The following is a 25915-nucleotide window of genomic DNA, read 5'->3' on the forward strand; positions in this document are numbered from 1 at the left end:
GGAAGTAACACAGTCGCTCTACCGTGAAATTTATAACGCCGAATATTTCCCGGGCTTACATCCTGCAGCATTATTCGTCAATGGCGTAATGCCTGCGCGTAAACTGTTGCGTCTTTTAATACATTCAGCAGTTGCGGGACAACTGAATGGCTCATGGGAAGTAATTAGGTTAGTTTCTTGATTCTTTAAAAATCCAGAAGTAACGCAATCGTTCTACCAGTGAAATTTATAACGCCGAATATTTCCCGGGCTTACATCCTGCAGCATTATTCGTCAATGGTGTAATGCCTGCGCGTAAACTGTTGCGTCTTTTAATACATTCAACTGTTGCGGGACAATTGAATGGCTCATGGGAAGTAATTAAATTAGTTTTTTGATTCTTTAAAAATCCGGAAGTAACGCAATCGCTCTACTGGTAAATTTATAACGCCGAATATTTCTTAGGCTTGATACCTGTGTGCTTTTCAAACACACGTGTGAAATGACTGAGATTGGTAAAGCCCAGCCGATAACCTGTCTCCGTTACCGACAACTTTTCTTCGCGAAGCAACCTTGCGGCTTCTTTCATCCGGAACGCCTGGTAATAAGTAAAAATACTCTCGCCAAAGATCTGCCTGAAAAGACGCTTTAATTTAGAAGGGCTCATATTCGAAGTGGCTGCCAGATCTGCAATGACCGGCGGATCATCCAGGCGAGCCAACAGTTGGTCCCGGAGCCGGTAAATGGTGGAGATATCCTCGCTGTTTAAAGGATACAGGTGTTGGCTATCCCGCTGTTCCAGCGCCATCAGCAAATGACAGATCAGTTCTTCAGTTTTAATCCGGAGGAAGAATCGCCTGAATTTGTCATCAACCGCCTGCTCAATGAGCGCATCAATGATCGCCTGCAGGGCGGGATAGATCAACTGTTCGAAGAGCAGCGGCTGACTGTTTTCAAGGAGGCTTTGCAACACTGTATGATCTTCAGGGAGGTCGAACAGTCCATTCAGGTAATCAGCATCCACTTCGATATTGATCACCCCTGTATTACTGTGTACCGCAATTGCCTCATCTGTATTGACCCTGCTGGTGCCTATCAGCACGGCAGGTGTTGCAGCAGGAGTTCTTTCCTTTGCAGCCCCTGGAAAGATGTGCTGGAACTTAAAAAAGATCGTTTTTTTCGAAGGATCTATCTCTGGGTTCTCCACCACAATATCATCATGTAATTCGTAATTACTGATCAGAAGGCGGAGGTGCGCATTAAACACAAAGCCGGCGCAATAACCGCGGCCATATCTTGCCGGGATCTCCAACCGGCCCTGCTTCAGTTCCGTCCCTAGCTGTTCCGCCAGCCGGACCAGGATACGGGGCACGGTATGCTCTTGCGTTGTTATTTTCATAATGACCCGATGCGACTATTTATAAAACCAAAGGAACTATTTTAACACGAAGATAGCAATCATCTTTGCCGTATCAAAAGGTAAAAAGATGTTTTATCAACAGCAATTCAATTCTCCTAAGATCCTGATCACCGGCGCAACCGGAAAAGTAGGTAGCCGGCTGGCACCACGACTCCTTCAGTGGGGCTATCAGGTGAGCGCCCTGGTAAGGGATGCCGGGAGTGCAACTGCTTTAAGCAGTATCGGGGTAGAACCTGTCATGGGCGACCTGCTTGCCCCCACCTCCCTGCAGAGGGCAACCCAGGGCATGGACATAGTCGTTCACCTGGCCACTTTTTATAAAGGCGCTACTGAAGACCAATCCCGGATGGCTAACCTGGATGGCACAGCCATATTGGCCCGGGCTGCATTGGAGGCCGGTGTAAGCCAGTTCATTTTCGTTAGCTCCAACCGTGTTTACGGTACCGGTCGCGGGAAGCAGGTTACTGAGTCAGATCCTGTAGCTCCCATAAATAACCGGTTTGCGGTAGCCAAGGTGGAGGCTGAAAATTTACTCATCCGGCTGTTCGATCATCCCGCGGCCTCACTCTGTATTCTAAGACTTTCTCTCGCTTACGGCGAAGGCTATCCTCACCTGAAAGAAACGATATCTGCCCTGAATGACTGGCCGCAGGCCGGGCGTGTGCAGTTGGTGCATCATGCTGACATTGGCCAGGCAGTCAGGCGATGCATCGCCCAAAAAGCCAGCGGGATCTATAACGTTACCGATGATGCTGCCTTAAGCATGGCAGAGCTGCGGGAAATGTATGCGTTGCCCGCCGGTCCTGATGAGATAGTGACTGATCCCTGGGAAATGATAGTGAGCAACCGGAAGATCAGAACAGCACTTGGCTATTCTCCCTATTATCCAACCTTTTATTCCGCTTATGATGCAGGCACGTTATAAATCAGAGAAAGCGTGGTCCAAACAATATCGCCTGTGGATCATTATTGCCATTGTCATGCTGAACTCTATCGGGCTATCGCTGGTATTACCGTTGCTACCTTTCCTGTTGAGCAAATACCTGCCCGCCGGACAGGTGGTGATGGGCATGAGTTTACTGCTATCCGTCTTTGCTGGATGTACTTTTTTTGCAGCGCCGGTTTTTGGCGCACTGAGCGACCGCTATGGCAGAAAGTACATTCTGATCATCAGCTTACTTGGCTCCGTGTTGGGTTATGTATTGTTTGGTATTGGCGGCGCGCTATGGGTGCTCTTTCTTGGACGTATAATCGATGGCCTGACGGCAGGTAACATCACGATACTATTCGCCTACATCGCCGACACCACGACACCCGAAGAGCGGGCTAAATGGTATGGTTATATCGGTGCAGCCATGGGCATCGGCAAGATTGGCGGGCCTGCCCTGGGCGGGGTATTGGGCAGCATCGCTATCGGCTTGCCGTTCTACATTACTGCCGGATTGATTTTCATTTCTGCGCTGGCAGTTTATGTGTTGTTACCCGAATCATTGGCACCTGAAGCGAGGACGACCCGGCTGACGTATAGCAGCTTCAATACCTTTGTACATTTTAAAGACGTCTTCCAATCACGTACGATCAGGATACTGCTATTATCAGGCGTTCTTTTTTTTGCAGGTCTGGGTATCTTTCAGTTCAACTTCACCATTTACCTGAAGGATATTTATCGGTGGGGACCAATCGCTATCGGCACTGTATTGACCTTCGTGGGGGTTTGTGATATTCTTACGAGAGCCTGGCTGCTGCCCCTGCTCCTGAAACGCTTCCCGGAAAAAAATATAGCCGTTGCAGGGCTGTCACTGCTTGCCCTGGGCTTAGCGCTGCTGCTGGCCGGCCTTTATATTCATTTAGCTTTGCTCATTGCGCTGGCGGTCTGCCTGATCATTACGGGCGAAGGACTGTTCGATCCGGTTTATAATAGCCGGTTATCGCGGTCGGTCGCTGAAAGTGAACAGGGGAAAATACAAGGGGTGAATCAAAGTTTGCAGTCGGCCAATAACGTGCTGGTGCCATTGATGGCGGCGGGGATTTATTACTATAGCCCGGCGGTCTTGTATCTGACGGCTGTTATAGTTGTATTGGTGGCGGCTGCGATTGTAGGACGATTACGTTCAGCAGCTGGTTAAAAGCGTAGCGCGAAGCGTTTTTAAATTTTTCCATAATGATTTTGTTGCCTTTACAAAGCGTTCCTTGTTTTACAAGATCAAATCAAAAAGAACGATCATCATCTGCATCCCGATAGTATATAGTATTCAAAAATTTATTCCCGATTTCCAGAAAATGTTACGAAACCCTGGTAACTGTAATTAATTATGTGATAACATAAATTTTTGAAAATTGAATGGAACAAGATGGGAAGATATGCCAGATTATTAATGGATATTAATCATGTCGATCATTTTCTGGATACTGTTCTGGAATTTAAACCAGAGGATGACGAGAAGGATATTGCTTTTAAAATTGTAAATAGTGAGAGAGCGCTGATCGATGGCGCTACTGGCATACAGCCCTCTAAAGCAAAGAGACTAGTTCTTGCAGGGTCGAATTTGGCAGCAAAACGTGATGTGCAGAATAAGGAATTCCTCAAGAAACATTCAGCCTCAATTGCTTTTCTAAATGAACAGGAACAAGCCAGTTTGGATAATATGGTTAGAGAAATCCGGCTGTTGAAAGCAGGAATATTATAATTTATTTATCATATAAAGATCTCATTTAGCAATGAGATAGCTTTTAAGTATATTATTATACACCTCGCACAATGTGCGAGGTGTTGTTTTTTTAGTCAAGTCCACTAAAATTCAACTGCACAGCGATGTCTGCTTGGATAAGATTGCTTGTATAGCAATAAAAAAGGAACACCAGCCTTTACAGAGTTTTTTTTAAGAGCATGTTTTTAACACAACAAACAACCACTTTTAATCTACCCGAAAATCTTCAAACAACACTGAAAATGATTCCTTACCCGGTGCAGCAGCCACCAGCCCTACCCGGACTATTCCTCCCGGCGGAAAATAAGCCAGCCGCAGCATCTCATATCTTTCTCCATCAAATGAATAACGGATCTCCACATAATCACCCTTTCGCAACAAATTTAGCCAGAGCGCATCCGGACTATCATTCCTGGGTACCACAGACCAGTCAGATACCTCCCGCGTCACTACAGCACTTACATTTTGCACACCATCTACATACTCAATGCCTGTCTTGATCCAGTTCTTATCATCCAGCCTTACCATCAAGCCTGCCTGATGAAAAAGCTCCCGATATTGACCACTCACTTTCACACTGGCTACAAAATCACCTTCCCGCTCCACGTAATAAAACGGCCCATTATCACGTATAAAACCATAATGCGTGACGCGCCAGAAGTCAGTATCAGCATATACAGTCATCGACAACCGCTGATTGTCACCCGCCCATTGGGCCGGTTCATTCATCCATTTCATATTGTTATTGTTTTGTATCAATACCACGTGTCAGCCAGACAGTGCAGCCGGCAAACACCGCAATTAAACCCAATGACCATCGCAAGTCCAGTGCTTCAGCGATAAAACCAATCATCGGAGGACCAATCAGGAATCCAAGGAATCCTACCGTAGACACTGCAGCTATTGCCATGCCCGGCGGTAACGTGTCCGACTTACCTGCCAATGCCAATACCAATGGCACAATAGACGAAACGCCGATCCCTACCAACAGGAAACCCAGCGTAGCCGTCACGATATGCGGAAAGAAAACAGCCATCAATAATCCTGTGCTACTGATCATGCCAGCATATGTCAGCACATGCTTAATACCCAGGCGTGTCACTACCCTATCTGCCACAAACCGACCACCGGCCATTGTACCCATAAAGGCGATATACCCCACCGTTGTCAATGCCTCAGGTACCTGCACCACTTTCTGGAAATATACGCCACTCCAGTCGAACATAGTCCCTTCTGTGACCAGGCTGGCAAACGCGATCAGTCCCAGCTGCATGATCTTCCTATCCGGCATAGCAAACAGTGGTCCATCATCTGTAGGCGCATCCGCCGGCAACAGGTATGATCTGGCGCTGAATGCCAACACCCAGCATAGCAATGCTACAATCAGGAAGTGCTGCCATACCGGCCAGTTGAGATTTACGGCCAGGGTACCAATACCGACACCGGTAAATCCTGCCAGGCTCCAAAGTCCGTGGAAGGAAGCCATGATCGACCGCCCATATAAATTCTCAATACCCACGGCCTGCGTATTCATGGATATTTCAAACACGTTGTTCATAAACCCAAAGCAGAATAAAACGATGACTAACTGCCAGATGTGTGTGGTAAATCCAATAAACGTAAGCATAAAAGGGAAGAGTAGGCCGGCGGCTATTAATACCCTCCTGCTCCCTGTCCTCGTCACCAGCCATCCGGACACAGGCAGACTCACCATCAGCCCGATAGGCAACGCAAAGAGTACACTCCCCAGCCCGGCGTTGCCCAGCCCAAATTGTGATTTGATGTCATGAATCCGGCAGGCCCAGGTTGAATAGGTCAGGCCCGCTATAAAAAAGAAAATGGACGTCGCTATACGGTAGGAACGTTTCTGGTCGATCGTAACTGAAAGCATAAATTCACATTTATTAATCTGCGCAAGGCGTACTGCGGGTGATGATCAGCATGCTTCACCGCTGCCAATGACAGCGGTGAAGCACTTTTTTACTTAACCTTCTCTGCATATAATCCTATATGCTGATAGAGCTGATCGTAATCGTCAATCCTGATAATATTCTCCAGGTGAGCGAGTTTCTTATTGGCAATACCAATGAACTCAATACCCATCTGCTGCGTAGTGAGATAATCCCATACACCATCTCCCACATAAACGATGCCGGGAGGTGCCGTATCCAGTCCATGTTTTTCATTCATCTTCCGGATCGTAGCATAGATTATATCCTGCCTTGCCAATGCATCCTGTGCAAAAGAAGCGGTACAGGCACTTACATCAATCCCCGCACATTGCAGTTTAAAATGTGCCGATTGTCGCCATCCTCCTGTAGCAAGACCTATACTATACTGCTCCTGCCGGCATAACTGCCTGATCACAGCGCCTGCCTTCGATATTTCACGAATGGTAGCAGGATCTTCCTGGTACGCCTGCTGTAATAATCCACAGAAGTGAGTGATGAAATGATCCCGCTCTGCTTCCGTAAATGTGCGGCCCAGTCTTTCACGGCACAACTGGTCGATAATACCACTGTCTGTGGTGTTCTGATAATATCCATAATTCGTTTCGAAATCTTTGAAACCAAAGCAATCTTCTATCGCACGGGTATAACAATGGTCGTCTATTGCAGTGGTGTCGGTCAATGTACCGTCTATATCAAAAATGATGTACTTCATACTGGTTAACTTTAAGAGATCCTGATAACTGATTTCAGACTACTGATATGATTGTTTCGCTGACGGGTAGTCAGATCGCAACCCAGGTCCTTTACAGCGGCATCGAAGTGATGCAGATCGTACTCATTGGTAATGATCTTCTGCAACTCCAGCTGGCCACTATTGATGAGATCCACCGCATGCCGGAAAGTGTCCTGCGAATCAATGGAGCCAATGATAGAAATACTGCGATCCGCTATCTCACGAGGATTGATGGTTTGCTGATTATTGCGTAATCCCATCAGTGAGATCTTTCCGCCGTCAGCTATCGCCTGGATGGATTTTTCCAACAGACTGGCGGTGGTATCAATGATTAAATCATACTGATTCTTTTGCGGTACAAACGACGGAGACATGGTCCATCGATCAGTCAACACATCATTCTTTTCAATCAGTTGCATACGCTGACCCGATGCTTCATAGATCACGCCTTCGCGTATACCATATTGCTTCAGGGCCAGGTAAAACAACAGGCCAATAGGCCCGCCACCTAATATAGCTGTGCGCATGAAGGGAGTAACCTGCAATTTCTTTACAGCAGTGAGCACACAACTCAATGGTTCAGACATGGCGCCCTGCTCAAAAGGGATCGCATCTGCCAATGGATAAATAAATCGTTGTGTGGTTTTGAAATACCGGGTGAATGTGCCATCAATAGACACACCTGCTTCTGTAGAGGACTTTAGCAGGCAATGATTACGCAGTCCTTTACGGCAGTTATCACAGTAACCGCAATAGTAAGTGGGGTCAATAATGACCCGGTCACCGATCTCACAATTATCAACAGCAGCACCTTTATCCACGATCACCCCGGCAGATTCATGCCCGATGATCACCTGCGGACGTGCCATGTATTCACCGGAAATAATACTAAGGTCTGTGCCGCAGATGCCGGTAGCACGGACCTCTACGATCACTTCATCAGGAAGTATAATAGACGGTTCTTCCTTTTCCTGGATAGAGATCTCCCAGGGATTATTATAAACAACAGCTTGCATGATTTGCAATTTTTAAAGTTCATGAAATATCTTATCCAGCCGTGCACAGATCTCCTCTATGTCATCAACGGTTGCTGTCAGCGAAGGTCTTACCTTCACGACATTCCCGAATCCATAACGGGAACCACGTAGTATGAGGTGATGATTTTCAAGGCCACTGTCAATGATCTTGTTGGTAAGAGCTACATCTGGCGCACCATCCTTGTCAATGATTTCTAATCCCCACATGTAGCCGATTCCACGTACATCGCCGATTACATCACTATATTTTTCCTTGAGATTGTTGAGCAGGCGGCCAAGGACTACGCCATTTTCACGTACATTTTCCAGGAAACCTTCCCGGGATACAATCTCCATGGTCTTCTGCGATGCTGTCAGCGATAGCAGGTTACCACCGGATGTGTAGGAGTGTTCAAACTTCTCCAGTACGGCCAGTTCGGGTGTGTAAAGTATAGCAGCAGCCGGGATACCAATACCACCAAGCCCTTTGGCCAATGTGATGATGTCAGGCCTGATGTCATAGTACTCACTTGCAAACATGTGCCCTGTTCTGCCAATGCCCGTCTGTACCTCATCAGCGATCAGTACAATGTCCAGCTCATCACAGATTTTGCGGACCCTTTCAAAGTAACCATCAGGAGGTATGATGTTGCCACCATTGCCAAGGATTGGCTCTATGATGATACATGATACACCACCGGAAGCGGCATACTCAGCATAGTCGTGAATAGCTTCTGTGCAAAGGAAACCACAGGCAGGTGCACCTTTTGCAGAGAAAGGACAACGATAGCAGTAAGGCGCAGGCACAATACCATTCTGCGTTACAACGGTATGTGGAAAAGACTTACGGCGGAAGGCATTACCGGAGATAGCAGTCGCGAAAAGTGTCTGTCCGTGGTGGGACAGGGAGAGGCTGATCACCTCATTTCTGCCATTATACTTATTGGCAATTTTAACAGCTCCTTCGTTGGCAGTGGAACCGATAATGTCGCGCATCCAGCCCGTGGTGATATGGGCGGGTGCATGGGCAAGAATGCTATCCAGTACTTGCTGGGCAAGGTCGCCGGTAAAGGAAGACGATACGTGGATAAGGTCTTCCAGCTGGGTTTTGAGCGCATCTACCAGTTCGGGGTAGCTGTACCCTAATGCGAGGTTAAAGGTGCCGGACACGGCATCGATGTATTCATCCTGTTCAGGGGTGTACAGGCGAATACCTTTCCCTTTGTTGAATTGGACTTGAGTAGTAGTCATGGAATCTGTTTTTAGGGTATGTGCATTGAAGTGCCGGACGAGTGTGATGTTTCGTCAGGGGGTTTTGTGTCATAATACGTTTTTCGATTTTCTATTTTGAGGGTCTTACGGGTTTTTTAAAGAATAAACAATAAGATCTTGTACTAAAGATGGAATAGTAAAACGGGTTACATAACGGCTGCAAAATAAAATGTAATCCGGATAAATTTCTTTTTTTATTTTCAAAAAATCAGGTACTATATATATTATAATTAGGGTGCAATAAAAAATTGCTGGCGCAAGTTTTCTTACATTCTTCCTTATACGCGTCTATTCATTTTGTGATGCGTACTGTTCTATAACTTTATCGCCACTGCGAAAGCACCGCAAGTTCAAAAAGCTTCTCCTGAGTAAGATCCGGACTGCTTTTAGAGATCTCATCCGGGAAGTGTGCTATCAGGATACCAGTGTGGTAGCTGCTTTTACCATCGATATCCAAAACGATATAATGAGCGGCGATGTGAAGGTGACACTAAATAACATGCCCGGTACCATCCATAATACCATATGAAAATAACGGCAGCATTTCGTGGAAGCATTTAATCGTAATGGTCATACAGCGTTTCAAATTTGTCCTTCCAGGCATCATGCCAGTCGAGGAGTGCTAACAGCGGACCAGAAAGGCTTCTGCCAAATTCAGTAAGAGAATATTCCACTCTCGGCGGCACTTCAGGGTATACCTCCCGTGTCACCATTTTGAGGCTAATCAGCTTTTTGAGTGATTCATTCAGCATTTTATGGGATATACCAGCGATCTGCTGGAGCAGTTCGCTATTTCGCCGGGTACCCTGCATGAGTGACACCACAACCAGCAGGTTCCATTTATTAGCGAATATCGCGCAACAGTCGTAGAGAATACTGTGCTTATACGCATCTGGTCCTGCGGAGATCTGCTGTTGCAGGGCCGTAAATTTTTCAAACTTTTTTTCGTTGTCATCCATTGTCAGGCTCATTTCTAACTTCAAAGTGCTTAAGGGACGTCGACGTACCTACTTTTCACGACCTAATATTAGTGCTAATTTCGCGACCATACTACAATAAACCGATGAAAATTTTAATATTTGGTCGTGGGGTGATCTCCACACAGTATGCTTATGCACTTGAGCAGGCAGGTCATACAATTGCGTTTTACGTGAGGCCGGGAAAGAAGGCGGATACCATTCCTTTGAATATTTATATCAAAGGAAAGTATATTGATACGATGTGGAAAGTGACGATGCAGGAAGAGCTTCCGGTTAATCATGATTATGATCTGATCATGGTGAGTGTGCAGCATTATCAATTTGCAAACGTAGCAGCGTTTCTGGCGGATAAGGCCAGCGCCGCGACGATACTCATCTTCAATAATTTCTGGAAGGATCCGGTTGAGGAAGCAGCGTTATTGCCACAGGCACAACTGGCATGGGGATTTCCCATGGCGGCTGGTGGGTTTGATCAGCAAGGTGTGCTGAAAGGCGCGCTGTTTGGCAGTGTACACTTTGGTACGTTTGGCACCTTACCTACAGCAAGGGAAATGGCGGTACGGCAGGTATTCAAAACCAGTGGGTTCAGGATAATAGAACACAGGGACTTTAAAACCTGGTTATCCATTCATTTTGTAGTGAATGCAGGTCTGCTGTCACAGGCGCTCCATGCCGGCTCATTAGGATTATTACTCGCATCGAAGAAGCATGGGAAGCAAGCGGTGTTGAATGTGCGTGAGCTATTCCCGGTTTTACAACAACGGGGTATAAAAGTACAGGGTGAGGCGGCGCTGTTTAAATTACCACCCTGGTTGGTCAGTTTGCTGATGAGAACTGTGATGAAATTGAATGCAGGGTTCAGGCATTCATTGTTGAATCATTCCAATGCTGAAGAAGTGAGATCTTACGGACAGGAGGTGTTGGCAGAAGCGAGAGCGAAAGGTATTGCTGTTCCAAGGTTGGAGGCAACAGCACATTTTTTTGATTTAAAAGACTGCCGGTAATGTGGCAGTCTTTTCTTTAGGATTTACAGTTCTACCAATGAACTGTAAATGCTTTTTAAAAAATCTTTTAAGCTGACCGGACTTCTGCCCAGTAGTCGTCTCACATCACTTTTATTGGTATCGAATTCTCCTTTGGCAATCGCCACACAGAACCTTGCAATGTAAGCTGCATCCTCTTCAGAAGCACCGATCTGTATAAGCCGTGCAATATATGCGTTGACCTCCGGTTGGTGATAAGTTATCTTTTTCCCGGTAATGTCTGATAGCATGTCAGCAATCTCCGCGAATGAAAACGCGGTTTCTGCAGCGATGACATACTCCTTATTTTCGTGGCCCGGCGTAGTCAGTACAACGGCTAAAGTTTCAGCCATTTCTGTTATCGGCAGAAAGGGTGTTTTACCGTCTCCGGCAGGAATAGCAATGCCTTTATTTAATATATCCTTTCCTGAAAGAATAGGAATCATGTCAGCGTACATGGTATTGTTCATTAAAGTATAAGGAGTACCTATTTGTTTTAGATAATCAGCTGTGTAGGCATGATATCGAACCTCTTCACCCATTATACTTTGTTGCAGATTTTTCATATCAAAGCTTGTATAGACAATATGGCCGACACCTTTTTCCCTGGCTGCATTGATCGCATTCCTGTGTTGCTCAAACCGTTGGTGTATATCTGATGAAGAAGATATAAGCAGCAGCTTGTCCACGCCCTGAAAGGCGCTTTTTAAAGACTCCATATCCTGATAGTCGCCAACTTTTATTTGAAGTCCTTTTGATTTTAATTCTGCCGACCTGGCTTCATCTCTTACCAATGCGGTAATATCGCTTGGAGCTATGCCTCTGCTTAATAATGAATGAATGGTGGCCTTACCTAAATTCCCCGTTGCACCGGTTACTAAAATCATATTTTTTGTTTTAAGAATAATTACTTTTGTTGTGTAAAGAAACAAATATTGATTTGAATAGTTACGCTTGCTCGTCAGTAACAAGACAAAAAGTGGTAACCTAAAAGTGACTAATGGAAAATAGATTAGACCATGCTGACTGTCCTGTTACAGCAGCGATAGCTTTGTTTGGCGGGCGGTGGAAGTTGATCATTTTATATGTGCTTTCCAAAAACACCAGGCGTTTTGGTGAAATCCAGGCGAGGGTACCTGCTATTTCAAAAAAGGTGTTAACTCAACAATTGAGAGAGCTTGAAGCTGATGGTTTGATCAGCAGGAAAGAGTACAAGGAGCTTCCTCCCCGGGTAGAGTATGCGCTCACTGATTTTGGGAGAAGCCTGTGTCCTTTGTTGGTTGAAATAACAGCCTGGACGAGGAAAAACATTGGGGCACATCATCAGGGTAAGATGAAGCTTTCCGATTGAAGGTGTAGCCAGCAATCCTGATGAACGTGATTGTGAAGTAGTATTTTGGATCGATAAGAGTGGTGTTTCCGTAGATTTTGAACTTAATATGGAAAGGAGAAATATTGAAAAGTGTTTCTGTCAGTAATAACAAAACATCAAGCTTTAGTTGACAAGGTTTTGCAATCTGCTATATTTTAGATCTATCCTTGCTTGCTTTAATAAAATGAGCCCCGTAGCAGTTAAATTGCATGAAGATAATTGCTGGAAGAATGGTCGCTGTAGTGTGTGTGTGTGTGTGTAAAAAACAGCGGTAATAACAGCCGATAACGCAGCGTGCCACCACCATGACTGAAACCCCTTCACCATTACCAGCGTTCTGCCACACTCAATCATCGCTCCCCGCTTTCAATGAGCATTACAAATGCTGGTGCCGTAAAGGATTCCAGGCAACATGGAAGTTAAAATGCCTTTTTCCCCGGATGTAAGAATAAACTTAGAGAATTATTAAACGAAGATAATCAGTAGTGCGATTTCTTAGAATTTGCCTTGATTAAGATTGTGATTTTTCCTCGCCGCAACTATATCAACACTATGTTCGCATGCCCAGTCTATCAACGTTTTGACAGGAGGTATTAGTCCACGACCCAGGTCAGTAAGTGTGTATTCTACCTTCGGAGGAACTACCGGGTATGCCTTTCTGTCTATCAGTCCATCTGTTTCCAGTGCCTTCAAGGTATTTGAAAGTACTTTTTGAGAAATACCGTGGATAATTTTATCGAACTCATGGAAGCGAATAGTACCATGTTCATCTAATAAAAGCAGGACTATCATAGACCACTTATCGCCTATTCTTTCAAGCACGATGCGTATAGAAATCTCAGAATTATTATAGCACTTTGCTATATCTGTGATTGTAAGTAAATTTTTTGTCTTCATAAATGCCTTGTTTTCAATCTAACTAACCCATAGGTAAGTAACTGATTCTCAACTCAGTTCTTGTTACAGAACAATACACAATCTAATTTGCACTTTTAAAATTACAAATAGTTATATGAAAATTGGAATCATAGGATCCGGTAATATCGGAGGAACGCTTGCCAGAAAATGTAGAGAACTTAATTATCCAGTATTGCTCACCAACTCACGTGGCCCGGAGTCTTTAAAAGAATTTGCTGATGAAACAGGGGTAACACCTGTTGCTTTGAAGGAATTGATCGGGCAGAGCGATCTGATTATTCTCAGTATTCCTCAAAAGAGCATTCCAGCATTGCCTGCCGGAATTTTTAAAGATAAAATTGTGGTGGATACATGCAATTATTATCCGGATTTACGAGATGGACGGCTAGTAGGTTTTTCTGAGTTTACAGTAGATAGTGAATGGGTTGAAGAACAAATACAGCATCCGGTTATTAAAGTTTTTAACAGTATTCTGGCAGAAAGTTTACGGACTAAGGGATTACCTAAAGGGAGGAATGGCCGTATTGGGTTACCGATTGCAGGGGATAATGCGCATTCAAAAAAGCTGGTGATGCAATTGGTGGATGAACTGGGCTTTGATCCTGTGGACGCAGGTACTATCAAAGAATCATGGAAGCTACATCCTGGGTCTCCTATTTATTGTGCTGATTTACCTTCAGCTGACATTATTGAAAAGCTGTCTGCACTGACAGATGCAGATAGGATTCAATTGAATAAGGATCGTCTTGTCAGGGAGAAAAATGCTATTAAAAAATATGGGCATTTATGATTACTCGCAGGCTAATACAAATTAGTTGGTAATTGACATCATCAACGTCTTTTATAAGAGGTTTATAATCAGGAACTTTTCAAAGCTATTCCTGGAGTTTGCTGCCATGTTTCTTTTGGGCTGGCCAGGTGATTTGTGGATGGAAGGAATATAATCAGGAAAAGGAAGATGATGGAAAATCGCCTGTTGCTTTGGAAGGTTATTTTCATTCAGGACATTTTATACAGTCCACATTTTTAAACTGGGAAAGTGAATTTTTACAAATGGGATTATTCCTTATTCTTGCAGTTAAGTTGCGACAAAAGGTGCTTCTGAATCAAAATTTCAAGAAGAGGAAGTAGATCGGGCGTTACGATTCCGTGAAAGATGGAGAAGTTAACACCTGGCAAACTTACAATTTATCAGGATAGACCTGGTACCTAAAAAGTACCAGGTCTATCCTGATAAAATTAATGTTTATAAACAATCAGATAAGCATAGTTGATTACAGCACTATATCCATCTACAGGTGATTTATATCTAATAGCCAGGTTAACATTCTTTTCAGGTAATGAACTGTAAAAACTCCGTGATTCCACTAAAGCCGGAGTAGCCGTTAACAGGCTCCCAACAGCACTGCCAGCAATAACGGTATTATCCGTAACATTATAGACTTCAACAGTCGCATTTATAGCAACTGGGTCTGTAGCGTAACCTTTATTCAATGAAGCATAAACAGTGATAGAATCTACATTGCTATAATCAAGCTTATTAAATTGGGGGATAGCCCCTAAGATGGTTCCAGCTGCACTACTCGTAGCAGTTCCGAGAGGGATACCAAAAGATAAGATCGTCTTTTTGTCACTGCTGGCATCAGAGCCATTACAGATGTACTCCCGGTTCTGCACTTCATTGGAATCCAGCGTACCGTTAAAATTGACATCATTTCCACTTAAGATAACATATCCTCCATTGGGGCAACTTTCATTAGCTTTTACCGACTGTATATCGATCAGACTTTTATTATATTGATAATATTGCTTCTTGCAGGAAATTCCGAAGGCTGCCAGGGTAAGGGCAAGGTACAGGGTGATTTTCATTTGATGAAATATTTAATGGGCTGCAATATAAAAAGATACTATGTATTAAATAAAAATACTTCACGTCTGAACTTAAATCAATTTCGTAAATTGATGACGATTTATCACTCTAGTACGTTATTACCACACAGTCATGAAATATAAGATACCTGTTTTTCTAAGTTATCCCCAACCCTTCAACAGCGTTCAAGCGAAATTCATTGACGCAATTCAGATGTATTTAGACTCACGCGGTTTGGTTGGTAGAACGCTGGGCGTGACTGACTATGATATGCAAGAACCATTGACAGCAATTAGGAGACTTATGCTTGAATCAAACGGGTTAATCACAATTGCACTGAGGCGTAGTCACATCATTGAAGGCAAAGGAAAACCCTCTAGCGATATTGGCGCAATTGAATACTCGTTAAATAATAAATGGCTAACCAGTCCATATTGCCAGATAGAGCCGGCAATGGCTTTCCAGATCGGCCTGCCGATACTAATTTTTAGAGAAAAGGGCGTTATTGCTGAAGGATTGCTAGAGAAAGGAGTAACAGGAATTTATATGCCGGAGGTTGATTTAGATCAACCTTTTGATTCATATTTGAAGGGTGATGAATGGCACCAAATTATTGGCAAATGGGAAGGATTTGTCCGCCATGTTGTTGAGAATAAAGGGAAACCTCCCAAGCTCTACTAGAGCCTGGTAAATTGGCCTAACTGCCGAGGGCTGACAGGATAATTATCCAATATATCTTCAACAAATGGCCGAATCCTGCTGTAATTTACGCTCATCCTCTCACAAATAGTGTCTGGTTTCAAATTACGATTTCTTTAGTGGCTTGTATTTCCCAACGTCACGTTTGATACACAAAGCAACTTTATAACGAAGACCAGGAAAGTCCTGCACCTATACTATTATCTTAACTTTCTGTCCAGTCAAATGTAGCAAACTCACATTGGATTTAGTTTCGTTTTATGAACAATGTATCCTGGAAAAAATCAGTTAAATATGATTTAAGCCCGTTCCGGCTCCAAAACGAAGCCATAAAAAAGCTATTTAAATCGGTCGTATGTGTCGCGATAGTCGGATTTTTATAAAAAAAAGTCTTTTTAAATAGAAATTTTTACAGATATACCTTCCTATCTTGTTCCATTGTTTGCGGCGATTCGTATAAAAATTCACACTGTACTAACTAATTATAGACTTAACTGTAATTATGAAAAACTATAAATCTGTTTTTTTTCCACCAATTGAATACTTACTTGTAATCTTTTTTCTAAGTTCATCCATAGATCCGGTTTGGGGACAGGTAAATAAAAATAGCCTGGCGGACAACGGGCAAGAAAGCCGATTATCAAAGAACTTCAATGCAAACTGGAAATTTAAAATAGGTGACTCTAAAGGAGCGGAAAATGCTGTGTTTGATGACAGGCTGTGGGAACTGACCAGCTTACCGCACTCTTTCAGCACGCCCTATTTTATGTCTCCGGAGTTTTATGTTGGATATGGCTGGTATCGGAAACATTTTTTAGCACCTAAAGGCTTTCAGTATAAAATTGTTTCATTAGAGTTTGAAGGAGTATTTCAACAAGCCGAGATATTTGTTAATGGCAATTTTGTGGGAGAACATAAGGGTGGTTACACCGGGTTTTCGATAGATGTAACTAAAGCATTGAGACCCGGAGATAATATTGTCTCCGTGAGGGTCAATAATCTTTGGAATCCTCAGCTTGCCCCCAGAGCAGGAGAGCATGTTTTTTCAGGAGGTATTTACAGGGATGTTCGTCTGGTCGTCACTAATCCTATCCATGTTGATCTCTATGGTACTTTTGTGCAAACTCCCGTTGTTACCAAGGAACGTGCAAAGGTTTTGGTTAAAACGGATGTCAAAAATGAAACAAAACATGATCAAAATATTCAAATACGGACTGATCTGGTAAACAGCAATGGCAAGGTAGTAGCCAGTTATACCTCATCTGAACTGATTGGGGCGCAATCGGTAAAAACGATTACCCAAGACGTTGGAACAATTGTAAAGCCGCTTTTATGGCATCCTGATCACCCGTACCTCTATACTGCAGTTACTTCAATATCTATTGCCAACAAAATAATAGATCAATACAAAACCGTTTTTGGTGTCCGGACATTCCGGTGGACTGCGGATAAGGGCTTTTTTCTAAATGGGGAACATCTGTACCTGCGGGGAGCCAATGTTCATCAAGACCATGCTGGCTGGGGTGATGCGGTGACCAATGCAGGTTTCTTCCGCGATGTAAAAATGGTTAAAGATGCAGGTTTTAATTTTATTCGCGGATCACATTATCCGCACGACCCTGCGTTTGTCGACGCTTGCGATCGGTTAGGTATTATTTTTTGGTCAGAAAATCCTTTTTGGGGAATTGGTGGTAGTGACAATGTACCTGATGGCTATTGGAACGGCAGTGCATATCCCTTAGACAGTAAGGACACAGCAGCTTTCGAAGCTAGCGTAAAGCAACAATTCCAGGAAATGGTAAAGATGCACCGCAATCACCCTTCGATTGCTATTTGGAGTGTCTCCAATGAGCCATTTTTTACTGCCCCCCATACCGTTGCTGCCATGAGAGGGCTTTTAAGTAAGTTAATCAAAATTTCACATGAAATTGACCCTACCAGGGTTGCTGCCGTAGGCGGCGCACAACGTCCTATTGACAGTAACAGAATTGATAAGATTGGAGATGTGGCAGGTTACAATGGTGATGGCAGTGCGATCGCGATTTTTCAAGATCCAGGCATACCAAATATGGTTTCCGAATATGGTGGAACCTTTTCGGAACGGCCTGGCAAGTACGAGCCCGGCTGGGGGGACCTTTCCAAAGATAATGGAGAACCTGTACATCCCTGGAGAAGCGGTCAATCGCTTTGGTGTGCTTTTGACCACGGTTCTATTGCCGGTGCAGGCATGGCAAAGCTTGGCATTATTGATTATTTCCGTATTCCCAAACGTGCATGGTATTGGTATCGCAATCATTACAGAGGTATCCCCCCTCCTGAGTGGCCCAAAACAGGTAAGCCTGCAGCTTTGCGCCTGGAAGCAGATAAACGAGACGTTGGAACAGACGGCACGGACGATGTTCGCGTGCTGGTGACAGTGATGGATAAAGATGGGAAGCCATTAAGCAACAGTCCTGATGTAAAGTTCGAAGTGGTTTCCGGTCCTGGCGAATTTCCTACAGGTACTTCCATTAATTTTAGTGAAAAGAGCGATATCAGAATCATGGACGGCCAGGCAGCGATAGAACTTCGTTCCCAATTTGCGGGAAAATCCGTAATTCGCGCAACTTCTCCCGGACTGCCTGCCGCAGAATTAATTATTGATTTTAAAGGCGAGCGTCCATATCGGCCTGAACTTAAGGTCAGAGATCGTCCTTATATACGTTTTGCCAAAGAAAACCAAAAAATAGAATTGCAGGTATTCGGACGTAATAATCCGACCTTCGCCAGTAGTTTTAGTCAAAATCATCTACCAGGCTACGCTGCTGATGGTGATTCTGATACATGGTGGCAGCCCAATGATAGCGATGCCTATCCGAAATGGACGTTAGATACAGAGAAAAAGCTAGCCTTAAAAGATTTAATGATTACATTTCCTGCTGAGGAGGTCTATCAATACAAGATTGAAATCAGTGATGACCAGAAAACATGGAAATTAATATCAGACTTATCCGATAACTTGCAAAAGGAGAAAACAAAGAGCTTGAAAAATATCAATGCCGAAGGTCGATATATAAGAATAAGTTTTGTTCATAACCTTAAATCGGCTATATCAGAAGTAAGTGTAACTGGTGCGGTTTTACAATAGCATCAAGTAGGATTCACATTCATGCGGCCAAATCGTGAAAGTACAGAATCATGATGGGGGTATTTTAAATAACAAAAAGTAAGCATTATTCGCTGATAAATATCAGATTGGCGGCCGTGATCTTTCATAAGGATTGAGAAGAACTACTAAAATTAAATATCCATCACCTTAGGTGTGAGATTTTTTCTTTATTCTGCTATTAATATTTATGGGAATGTCTTAATTTATGTCGATAATATGTCAACATGATAAAATTCCTGCTTTTGCTCTTGCTGCCATCAGTGTCTTTTGCACAAATAGACAGTACTGATATCATCGTTAAACAAATGATGGATAAGCAAAAAATTGTTGGCCTCTCACTGGCTGTCATTAAAAATGGACAACCTGTCGTGAACAAAGGTTATGGATTAGCCAATGTGGAATTAAACGTACCTGTGACTTCTGAGACTGTCATCAGACTAGGGTCTGTGAGTAAACAGTTTTTTGCAACTGCTATTATGAAATTAATGCAGGATGGTAAACTTAATATTGAGGATCCGGTACATAAGTATTTCCCTGATGCTCCTGAAACATGGCGGCCAATTACAATAAAAAATCTGCTAAACCACACATCAGGGTTGCAAAGAGAGGGGCCTGCGTATAATAATTTCATAATACAACCCGATATAGATGTTATCAGGTCTGCTTACAATTTACCGCTGCGTTTTAAAACGGGGGAAAAATATGAGTATTGTAATTTAGGTTATTTCATGCTGGCTGATATTATAAGACAAGTAAGCGGGATGCCATGGTCGGATTATATACATGATCAGTTGTTTGTACCGGCTGGGATGAAGGATAGTTATGTGACTGATTTTAGTTTGATTATTCCTAACCGTGCTGTGGGGTATATGCACAAGCATGATACGCTTGTGAATGCTACGCCGATGTATGCTATACGTCCAAGCGGTGGGTTTCTTTCTACAAGTTCAGATATGATTAAGTGGGAGAAGGTGATTAGGGAAGAGCAAATTATTCTTAAGAAAGAAAATTGGGAGAAGTTATGGCAACCGTATGTTAGAACTTCTGACAAGTCTGATGGAAAAGATTACTATGGTTTTGGATGGAGGATAAATGAATATAAAGGACATAAATGGGTAGGGCATAATGGAGCTAATACCGGGTTTATTTCCGGGTTTGTGCGTTATGTGAATGATGGGCTTTCGATTATTATTCTTACGAATACTGATGAGACGGATCCACAGGCTATCTTGAATGCGCTGGCAGATTATTATTTCAGGAAATAAAATAAAAAGGTGCACGATACCATTGGCGTACGGTCATGAAGCTAAGTATACCAAACCTGGGTTTAATGATCTCAATCTTTCAGTTTATTTATATCTCTCCCACTGCACTTAAAAACCGCTTTTCAAAACAAGTGAGTTATATTCTCCATTTTTAAAAACACCTTTCATACCCGTTATCTGCTCGATCTTCGCATTATCCAGCTTGCTATTTCCCGGTTTACATGATATCGTAACAGGTTGGTTTTGCAAGCGTATCAGAAATTTTCCCCACGCTGATTACTGCAGGAAGACAGCAAAGAAACGGAAGCGATAATTGCAATGATTGTTATAGCTTGCATACAAATTCATTTATAAGTATTTATTAAGAGATTATAACCTGAATTCTTCAAATCAGGTTAAATTTTCACCTGTACAACAGTGCCAGTTTTTAATTCCTCTGTAGGCTTCATTATCAAAGTATCTCCTGCATGCAGATCCCCAAAGATTTCCTGCTTTTCACCTGCATTAAAACCGACCCGAACGTCTATCTATGTGGTAGCTGGAGTTGCATTAAAAAAACCGGATTTTTCCCCTAGCGTTATTTCTCATTTTTATCAATTAGATAGTTATTTTTGATTACAGGATGAAGAAATGTTGGATTCATTTTTAGCTAGTGAAGAATTTATTTTTTAAAATTTATACAATATGACAAGGCTATTTTTTACTATTATTTTATTATCTCTATTGGTAGAAGTTTATTCTCAAGATAAAAAGGCTGAAAAGGTTACCCCTACGACTAAGCTTGACGCTTTTTCTTCGAAGACCGGAGTTGTTTATAAGTTGATGGATTATAATCTTGACGATTTAAAATTGATGTATGCAGGTAGTTGTAAAACAAGAATCTGCAAAATAAGTGACGGAAAACTATCAGAATATTTTTATCAGATTGAAAAATCCGGACAGTATAGCAACACAACTGCTTCAATTGCTTATTCAGATTTAATTGAGGTAATAAAGGCAATTCAAATTTTGAAGGCAGATGTTAATGTTGATATAAATAATAATTCAGACTATTTAGAACATAAGTTTGTTACGGAGGATGGTTTTCAAATTGGATACTATATTGATAAAGGAAAGGCAGTTTGGTATATGAAATTGGAGAGGTATGGTTCTGATAATACAATTTTTCTAAGAGATAGTATGGATGTTGATTCAATATTAACACTGGCTAAGCAAAAAATAGAGTTGCTGAAAGGGTAGTAATAAAATCAATTATAAAATGGTAATAGGAAAGAAATTAAAGGATTGATTTTGTCAGGAGTAGGACAACTTCTGCTTGTTATGCTGCTTGTCAATAATAGTGATAGAATGCGTTAAAACCTGTGAATTATTGACAAGCATAAATTAAAAATGGCCCTGTAAATCAATTGATTACAGAGCCATTTAGTGCCCAGAACTGGAACGTTCGTGGCGCTGAATATCAATTAGTTGCGGAGAATGCTTGTCGAATGCTTGTCAAAGGTTTAAAAACGATGAGAAAGATTGGCTTTTGGCACTTTCTAACTACTTCTACCTGTCGAAGCAAATATAAGGACAAATTCATTCCATAGATACTTAAAGTTCGAATCCCGTTTCTTCTCAGAAAGGTTGGTCAGCGAAAAATGACTTTCGTGTTTTCCGTATCTGTTAATTTCCTTGCACGAAAACATCTATTTAAGATGCATAATTACTACTATAATGATATTTAAAAATTGAAAATTGTGGTTAATCTATAGTATTTATGTACATTTTTTGAATTTGCCTGAATATCGCTTTTTCTTAGAATAAATTTCTAATCTTTTCTCAATATTATCCCAACTATTTTCCTCAAGTCCCTTAGCAAACCCCCTTCCTTCTGCTAGCTCGTTATCATGTTTAATAATTAAATCGGCATATTTAGAGGCAAATGGAAGAAGGTGTTTCTCGATAAAGGTTTCAAAAAAGTCTTTATGTACTAAATCCATAGCATATGTTTTGCTCCTTTCAAATGAGTTTTTGTGTTCATATGATTCATGTCGAAATACCCTAATCCAAGGTAAAAAAATTGTTTCTTGTGAATTATCATGGACAGTTACCCCGATCATAGGAGCATCTAAAACACCAATAGCGAATGGAAGATGAGCATCGAAATAAACAGCGCTTTCAGGCGGCCTCTCAGTTTGGTCAAAATGTAATAATGATGAGATTAGGGGCTGAACCAAGCTTTGGTATGACTCATTCCCAGAAAGTACGATCTCTTTACCAGCTCTCACACACTTTGAAAAAGTCATCGAACTTGGAGCTGAATTAATTAAAAAATTATCTTCCGATAGTTCCAAGGCATGTAATATTGGCATTGTCCATGTACTAGGAGAATCATCTGTGAATATTTTAATTGACTTATGAAATAATCCTGATATGTTAGGGTAACTATTAGTAATTATTGATTCTGGGGAGAGGAAGAAAACATACGGGAGTTCTGATTGCTTACATTCAATTAATAAGTTTAACGTGGGGCGCACCCTGGGCTGTCTTTCAGTAATATCAAATAACCTACAGGTAGCCATTATGTCCAAGCTTCTGATTTCTTTAGTATTTCTATCTAAATAGCTCCATTCTTCTTGGCAGAAAAAGTTTCCTCGTAATTTATTTGCAATAATTGTTTGTAAAGGATAACCAGATCTACTAATCGCTTTTTCTATATCACTATCAGAAATCCCTGGATTCAACATATTACCTAAGGGATTATTATTTGCAGATTTCATTTAGGTAGAATTTAATAAAGGTGATATATCATATTTACATTAAGCATTGTTAATAAATTAACTTTTAAAGGTTTACTCGAATTCGAAATAAAACTGGAATTTATTTGAAAGTCCCCAACGACCTCTCTAAGTTTAAGCAAATGCATTGCTCCATTTTATATCTACAGATAACGTGATAAGTATTGTCAATAAAAATTAAGGATGCGAAATTCAATTTTATAGAATTATTTAATTTTAAAAGACCACCTTCCTCTATTGTCCCATTTCATGGATTAGACCAACCAAGAAATGAATGTCATCTATTTCTACTTTTCTTTTGGAAGTATCAATTTTTCCAGTATCATGAGCTGATAAGTTACTCCTTAAAAATCTTAATTCGATAAATTTTCTTATTTTTTCCAACTCAAAATTGTGATTATAGTGCATTAGTGCGGCGGCAGTAAGATTAAAACGATTATCAAGGCCACTGAAGTGACTAGAAATGAGTATTTCTTTTGATACGAAATCAACCCCAATAAGTATCCTATTTGATTCGTCGCTTTTTCTTTGGAAGGAATAATTGCCCAATTCAGGAATTATAAATGAATGAGCTTGTTTTTGATCATTAGAACTTGTGGAAGGCATCGTCACTTCAGTGAAAATTTTCTTAAAACTTTTGTCACGTAGAGTTATTCCCACACCCGATTTCATATCTGTACTCCATATATCTTTATAATTTTCAAAAATTTGAAAGAGTATCAGCAGACACTGGTTTAGCACTTTATCAGTATCTAATTTTAGTAGATTAAAGTATTGGTCAAGCCAGCCGTTGGTTGATGCCATCTTATCGTAAAATTCTTGATGAATCTGATTTTTCCAATACGCAGATTGTTTAATCATCTCATTTAACAAGTGTAATTTCTTCAAATGTGATCTTTTACAACCTTTCGCGACGGTATGACAAAAATCCGTATATAATGAAGATGATTCTTGCCTACTATAGTTTAATTCTGGTGATTCTTTTACCGCATATCCCATTGCTCCAGATTCAATAATAGCTTCTTTATAATTCCAGATTTTATTTGAAGCTGTGAAAATCATAATCTGATTACCTGGATTTTGTCTTAAGATAAATTTAGTTAATAATATTGCAGATAGCTTTGAATAGCTTCTTTCGTTAAAATCTTCATCACATAATCTCAAATCAAAAATGAATAAGTCAGCACTCGAAATAATTGGTTCTTGTAAGTAGGACTGAATGCTTTCTAAAAGATCATCCTTACTTGATGATTTGCTAAAATCTCTGAATGCTGAAAAAGTAGCTCCTGACTTAGTAAATATGGTATTCAACAGCTTAAACCATCCTTTGTCAAGTTCATCGTCAATAAGTACAATATGTTTACCTTCAATTCCTAGAATAGAAGGTTCTTTCTGGTTACCTTTATTAAATTTTTGATGTGTACCGCTTTTGGCCCTTAAAAATTTAAAATATAGCGAATGTAAGGCTGAACACTTTTCTAATGCCTTGTCGATATTATTTCTTATCTCATCATCTAATTTGAATAGTTGAGATAGTCTAAAAATTCCCCATTCGTTTGTAATTGAGTGATGAGTTGAATAGTTTGCAGGGGGAGAAACATTGATTCTTTCTATAAATTGCTTAATTTCCTTTATTCCTGGGTAAAGATGAGTAGAATCAAATATCTGTTTTACAAACTTTGTGTTCTCTTTTATTAAGTAGATCCCTCTTGTCGAAAAAATATCAGATAACTCTGAGAGAATGAGTAATTCATCCAGGGATTCTTCTCCAATGAATACAATGGGTAATTTTTCTATTAAATTATTCCCAGATAATCTGATGTGATATGCTAATCTAATTCCAAGTAATTCCAATGAATTGTAAGAAAGAGAAATCTTAATAAAAATGATAGTTGGATTACTCCTTATCAAATCTTCAACAGTTGCTGTTAATTGCGAATCAATATCAAGATTTGAATTTTTAGAAGGTTGAAAATGAATAGTTTCACTAAACAAACTTAACAACGAAGAATTGTTGGAATGTATCAATACAGGCCTACTCATAATCTAATTATGTTATTTAAGATTTCAGTCTTTACCATAATGGTTGAAATTAGTTATGAATGAATTTTTGGATGGATTTAGTAAGGTATTCTATAATTTCACGAAGAATAGTTTCCGCTTCCGCACTTTCATACACTGCTGTGGTAGAATCTCTTTTGTAGTTTAAAAAATACCCATTTAAAATTTCGTTATCCATCACCCAGCTCTCCAGATCCTCTTTATATAGTGGTGTTTCTTCATTTAAGAGAGTGTTTAATTCTACTCCAATCCTTTCTCTTATCGACATCAATCTACTTGCTTCCCATTTGTCCCCAAATTGTAGAAGTAACAAGTTGACCTTATTATTGTTCTTTATATTTGCTAAAAAAGAAGTCAAATTGACACTATAAAAATCTTTGGAATTAATATTTAAAAAGGGGAATGATTCTGCATCATAAAACGACGAACTAATTCCACCTGAAAACAATACAAGACTTTTCTTCTTTTGAGACTTTCCGCAAAGAATTTTTATTTTATCTAGCTGATTATGAGAAAAGGCAGATGCATGTAACATAATTAAATCATAATCGTTTAGCTTTGAAAAATCGTCATTGTCAAGGTCATTTTTCAATGCTGTAAATTCTTCAGGCTCCATACAATAAAGATTAGCTTTGTATTTCTCAAAGCTCAGTACATTGTTTTTATCAAGATATTGTTTCTGCCTTACTGGTCTATCTTCTATTAATACAGCTTTCATAC

General features: G+C 41.1%; 24 protein-coding genes. 11 read left to right on the forward strand and 13 right to left on the reverse strand.

The window, feature by feature from the left end; all coding sequences use genetic code 11:
* A partial coding sequence (locus ABDW33_RS23780) for a hypothetical protein (RefSeq protein WP_343692599.1) occupies nt 1–181 on the forward strand: 181 nt, incomplete at its 5' end.
* A gap of 240 nt (nt 182–421) precedes the next feature.
* Here ABDW33_RS23780 and ABDW33_RS23785 read toward each other — a convergent pair.
* Nucleotides 422–1378, reverse strand: coding sequence for an AraC family transcriptional regulator (locus tag ABDW33_RS23785; protein WP_343692600.1), 957 nt, complete (start codon nt 1376–1378; stop codon nt 422–424).
* Nucleotides 1379–1466: 88 nt separating this feature from the next.
* Between ABDW33_RS23785 and ABDW33_RS23790 the strand changes: the two genes are divergently transcribed.
* From ABDW33_RS23790 to ABDW33_RS23800, 3 genes are all read left to right on the forward strand, one after another.
* Nucleotides 1467–2324: an NAD(P)-dependent oxidoreductase gene (locus ABDW33_RS23790; protein ID WP_343692601.1), complete on the forward strand. Its 858-nt coding sequence runs from the start codon at nt 1467–1469 to the stop codon at nt 2322–2324.
* Nucleotides 2305–3525, forward strand: coding sequence for an MFS transporter (locus tag ABDW33_RS23795; RefSeq protein ID WP_343692602.1), 1221 nt, complete (start codon nt 2305–2307; stop codon nt 3523–3525). Before ABDW33_RS23790 ends, ABDW33_RS23795 begins: the two co-directional genes overlap by 20 nt.
* Before the next feature lie 225 nt (nt 3526–3750).
* Complete coding sequence (locus ABDW33_RS23800; protein WP_343692603.1) at nt 3751–4086, forward strand: hypothetical protein; 336 nt, start codon at nt 3751–3753, stop codon at nt 4084–4086.
* A 228-nt stretch (nt 4087–4314) separates the two neighbouring features.
* Here the strand turns inward: ABDW33_RS23800 and ABDW33_RS23805 are convergent, their stop codons facing one another.
* The 6 genes from ABDW33_RS23805 to ABDW33_RS23830 all read right to left on the reverse strand — a co-directional run bounded on the left by ABDW33_RS23805 (nt 4315) and on the right by ABDW33_RS23830 (nt 10039).
* Nucleotides 4315–4845: a DUF1349 domain-containing protein gene (locus tag ABDW33_RS23805; RefSeq protein ID WP_343692604.1), complete on the reverse strand. Its 531-nt coding sequence runs from the start codon at nt 4843–4845 to the stop codon at nt 4315–4317.
* A gap of 4 nt (nt 4846–4849) precedes the next feature.
* A complete protein-coding gene (locus ABDW33_RS23810; RefSeq protein WP_343692605.1) occupies nt 4850–5998 on the reverse strand; it encodes an MFS transporter in 1149 nt (382 codons plus the stop codon).
* Nucleotides 5999–6087: 89 nt separating this feature from the next.
* Nucleotides 6088–6771 (reverse strand): HAD family hydrolase, encoded by a 684-nt coding sequence (locus tag ABDW33_RS23815; protein ID WP_343692606.1) that lies wholly within the window; start codon nt 6769–6771, stop codon nt 6088–6090.
* Between the two features lie 11 nt (nt 6772–6782).
* Complete coding sequence (locus ABDW33_RS23820) at nt 6783–7808, reverse strand: alcohol dehydrogenase catalytic domain-containing protein (protein ID WP_343692607.1); 1026 nt, start codon at nt 7806–7808, stop codon at nt 6783–6785.
* Between the two features lie 12 nt (nt 7809–7820).
* Nucleotides 7821–9059, reverse strand: a complete 1239-nt coding sequence (locus tag ABDW33_RS23825; protein WP_343692608.1) for an aminotransferase class III-fold pyridoxal phosphate-dependent enzyme — start codon at nt 9057–9059, stop codon at nt 7821–7823.
* Between the two features lie 578 nt (nt 9060–9637).
* A complete protein-coding gene (locus ABDW33_RS23830) occupies nt 9638–10039 on the reverse strand; it encodes a winged helix-turn-helix transcriptional regulator (RefSeq protein WP_343692609.1) in 402 nt (133 codons plus the stop codon).
* 104 nt (nt 10040–10143) lie between these two features.
* Between ABDW33_RS23830 and ABDW33_RS23835 the strand changes: the two genes are divergently transcribed.
* A complete protein-coding gene (locus ABDW33_RS23835; RefSeq protein WP_343692610.1) occupies nt 10144–11064 on the forward strand; it encodes a 2-dehydropantoate 2-reductase N-terminal domain-containing protein in 921 nt (306 codons plus the stop codon).
* A 23-nt stretch (nt 11065–11087) separates the two neighbouring features.
* Here ABDW33_RS23835 and ABDW33_RS23840 read toward each other — a convergent pair whose 3' ends face one another.
* Nucleotides 11088–12053, reverse strand: coding sequence for an SDR family oxidoreductase (locus tag ABDW33_RS23840; protein ID WP_343692611.1), 966 nt, complete (start codon nt 12051–12053; stop codon nt 11088–11090).
* 29 nt (nt 12054–12082) lie between these two features.
* Between ABDW33_RS23840 and ABDW33_RS23845 the strand changes: the two genes are divergently transcribed.
* Complete coding sequence (locus tag ABDW33_RS23845; RefSeq protein WP_343692612.1) at nt 12083–12433, forward strand: helix-turn-helix domain-containing protein; 351 nt, start codon at nt 12083–12085, stop codon at nt 12431–12433.
* Nucleotides 12434–12949: 516 nt separating this feature from the next.
* Here the strand turns inward: ABDW33_RS23845 and ABDW33_RS23850 are convergent.
* Nucleotides 12950–13351 (reverse strand): helix-turn-helix domain-containing protein, encoded by a 402-nt coding sequence (locus ABDW33_RS23850; RefSeq protein WP_343692613.1) that lies wholly within the window; start codon nt 13349–13351, stop codon nt 12950–12952.
* Nucleotides 13352–13466: 115 nt separating this feature from the next.
* On the opposite strand from ABDW33_RS23850, the gene ABDW33_RS23855 reads away from it, so the two are divergent.
* Complete coding sequence (locus tag ABDW33_RS23855) at nt 13467–14162, forward strand: NAD(P)-binding domain-containing protein (RefSeq protein ID WP_343692614.1); 696 nt, start codon at nt 13467–13469, stop codon at nt 14160–14162.
* A gap of 449 nt (nt 14163–14611) precedes the next feature.
* On the opposite strand, the gene ABDW33_RS23860 is transcribed toward ABDW33_RS23855, so the two are convergent.
* Nucleotides 14612–15241, reverse strand: a complete 630-nt coding sequence (locus tag ABDW33_RS23860; RefSeq protein WP_343692615.1) for a hypothetical protein — start codon at nt 15239–15241, stop codon at nt 14612–14614.
* A 133-nt stretch (nt 15242–15374) separates the two neighbouring features.
* Between ABDW33_RS23860 and ABDW33_RS23865 the strand changes: the two genes are divergently transcribed.
* The 4 genes from ABDW33_RS23865 to ABDW33_RS23880 all read left to right on the forward strand — a co-directional run bounded on the left by ABDW33_RS23865 (nt 15375) and on the right by ABDW33_RS23880 (nt 21593).
* Nucleotides 15375–15923 (forward strand): hypothetical protein, encoded by a 549-nt coding sequence (locus tag ABDW33_RS23865; protein ID WP_343692616.1) that lies wholly within the window; start codon nt 15375–15377, stop codon nt 15921–15923.
* 520 nt (nt 15924–16443) lie between these two features.
* Nucleotides 16444–19068 carry a glycoside hydrolase family 2 TIM barrel-domain containing protein gene (locus tag ABDW33_RS23870; protein ID WP_343692617.1) on the forward strand — a complete coding sequence of 875 codons (2625 nt, stop codon included), beginning with the start codon at nt 16444–16446 and terminating at the stop codon, nt 19066–19068.
* 245 nt (nt 19069–19313) lie between these two features.
* A complete protein-coding gene (locus tag ABDW33_RS23875; RefSeq protein WP_343692618.1) occupies nt 19314–20354 on the forward strand; it encodes a serine hydrolase domain-containing protein in 1041 nt (346 codons plus the stop codon).
* Nucleotides 20355–21038: 684 nt separating this feature from the next.
* A complete protein-coding gene (locus ABDW33_RS23880) occupies nt 21039–21593 on the forward strand; it encodes a hypothetical protein (RefSeq protein ID WP_343692619.1) in 555 nt (184 codons plus the stop codon).
* Nucleotides 21594–22111: 518 nt separating this feature from the next.
* On the opposite strand, the gene ABDW33_RS23885 is transcribed toward ABDW33_RS23880, so the two are convergent.
* From ABDW33_RS23885 to ABDW33_RS23895, 3 genes are all read right to left on the reverse strand, one after another.
* Nucleotides 22112–23116 carry a hypothetical protein gene (locus ABDW33_RS23885; protein WP_343692620.1) on the reverse strand — a complete coding sequence of 335 codons (1005 nt, stop codon included), beginning with the start codon at nt 23114–23116 and terminating at the stop codon, nt 22112–22114.
* Between the two features lie 252 nt (nt 23117–23368).
* Nucleotides 23369–25177, reverse strand: coding sequence for a hypothetical protein (locus tag ABDW33_RS23890; RefSeq protein WP_343692621.1), 1809 nt, complete (start codon nt 25175–25177; stop codon nt 23369–23371).
* Between the two features lie 49 nt (nt 25178–25226).
* Nucleotides 25227–25913 carry a hypothetical protein gene (locus ABDW33_RS23895; RefSeq protein ID WP_343692622.1) on the reverse strand — a complete coding sequence of 229 codons (687 nt, stop codon included), beginning with the start codon at nt 25911–25913 and terminating at the stop codon, nt 25227–25229.
* Between the last annotated feature and the right edge of the window lie 2 nt (nt 25914–25915).

This window comes from Chitinophaga sp. (assembly GCF_039596155.1).
In the GTDB taxonomy this organism is placed as follows: domain Bacteria; phylum Bacteroidota; class Bacteroidia; order Chitinophagales; family Chitinophagaceae; genus Chitinophaga.

Excerpts from the sequence above, each read along its gene's own strand:
- ABDW33_RS23790 (WP_343692601.1), top strand. The coding sequence starts at position 1,467 with ATGTTTTATCAACAGCAATTCAATTCTCCTAAGATCCTGATCACCGGC.
- ABDW33_RS23805 (WP_343692604.1), bottom strand. The coding sequence starts at position 4,845 with ATGAAATGGATGAATGAACCGGCCCAATGGGCGGGTGACAATCAGCGG.
- ABDW33_RS23845 (WP_343692612.1), top strand. The coding sequence starts at position 12,083 with ATGGAAAATAGATTAGACCATGCTGACTGTCCTGTTACAGCAGCGATA.
- ABDW33_RS23820 (WP_343692607.1), bottom strand. The coding sequence starts at position 7,808 with ATGCAAGCTGTTGTTTATAATAATCCCTGGGAGATCTCTATCCAGGAA.
- ABDW33_RS23860 (WP_343692615.1), bottom strand. The coding sequence starts at position 15,241 with ATGAAAATCACCCTGTACCTTGCCCTTACCCTGGCAGCCTTCGGAATT.
- ABDW33_RS23800 (WP_343692603.1), top strand. The coding sequence starts at position 3,751 with ATGGGAAGATATGCCAGATTATTAATGGATATTAATCATGTCGATCAT.
- ABDW33_RS23815 (WP_343692606.1), bottom strand. The coding sequence starts at position 6,771 with ATGAAGTACATCATTTTTGATATAGACGGTACATTGACCGACACCACT.
- ABDW33_RS23895 (WP_343692622.1), bottom strand. The coding sequence starts at position 25,913 with ATGAAAGCTGTATTAATAGAAGATAGACCAGTAAGGCAGAAACAATAT.
- ABDW33_RS23825 (WP_343692608.1), bottom strand. The coding sequence starts at position 9,059 with ATGACTACTACTCAAGTCCAATTCAACAAAGGGAAAGGTATTCGCCTG.
- ABDW33_RS23810 (WP_343692605.1), bottom strand. The coding sequence starts at position 5,998 with ATGCTTTCAGTTACGATCGACCAGAAACGTTCCTACCGTATAGCGACG.
- ABDW33_RS23855 (WP_343692614.1), top strand. The coding sequence starts at position 13,467 with ATGAAAATTGGAATCATAGGATCCGGTAATATCGGAGGAACGCTTGCC.
- ABDW33_RS23850 (WP_343692613.1), bottom strand. The coding sequence starts at position 13,351 with ATGAAGACAAAAAATTTACTTACAATCACAGATATAGCAAAGTGCTAT.
- ABDW33_RS23835 (WP_343692610.1), top strand. The coding sequence starts at position 10,144 with ATGAAAATTTTAATATTTGGTCGTGGGGTGATCTCCACACAGTATGCT.
- ABDW33_RS23795 (WP_343692602.1), top strand. The coding sequence starts at position 2,305 with ATGATGCAGGCACGTTATAAATCAGAGAAAGCGTGGTCCAAACAATAT.
- ABDW33_RS23885 (WP_343692620.1), bottom strand. The coding sequence starts at position 23,116 with ATGAAATCTGCAAATAATAATCCCTTAGGTAATATGTTGAATCCAGGG.
- ABDW33_RS23830 (WP_343692609.1), bottom strand. The coding sequence starts at position 10,039 with ATGGATGACAACGAAAAAAAGTTTGAAAAATTTACGGCCCTGCAACAG.
- ABDW33_RS23865 (WP_343692616.1), top strand. The coding sequence starts at position 15,375 with ATGAAATATAAGATACCTGTTTTTCTAAGTTATCCCCAACCCTTCAAC.
- ABDW33_RS23875 (WP_343692618.1), top strand. The coding sequence starts at position 19,314 with ATGATAAAATTCCTGCTTTTGCTCTTGCTGCCATCAGTGTCTTTTGCA.
- ABDW33_RS23870 (WP_343692617.1), top strand. The coding sequence starts at position 16,444 with ATGAAAAACTATAAATCTGTTTTTTTTCCACCAATTGAATACTTACTT.
- ABDW33_RS23785 (WP_343692600.1), bottom strand. The coding sequence starts at position 1,378 with ATGAAAATAACAACGCAAGAGCATACCGTGCCCCGTATCCTGGTCCGG.
- ABDW33_RS23880 (WP_343692619.1), top strand. The coding sequence starts at position 21,039 with ATGACAAGGCTATTTTTTACTATTATTTTATTATCTCTATTGGTAGAA.
- ABDW33_RS23890 (WP_343692621.1), bottom strand. The coding sequence starts at position 25,177 with ATGAGTAGGCCTGTATTGATACATTCCAACAATTCTTCGTTGTTAAGT.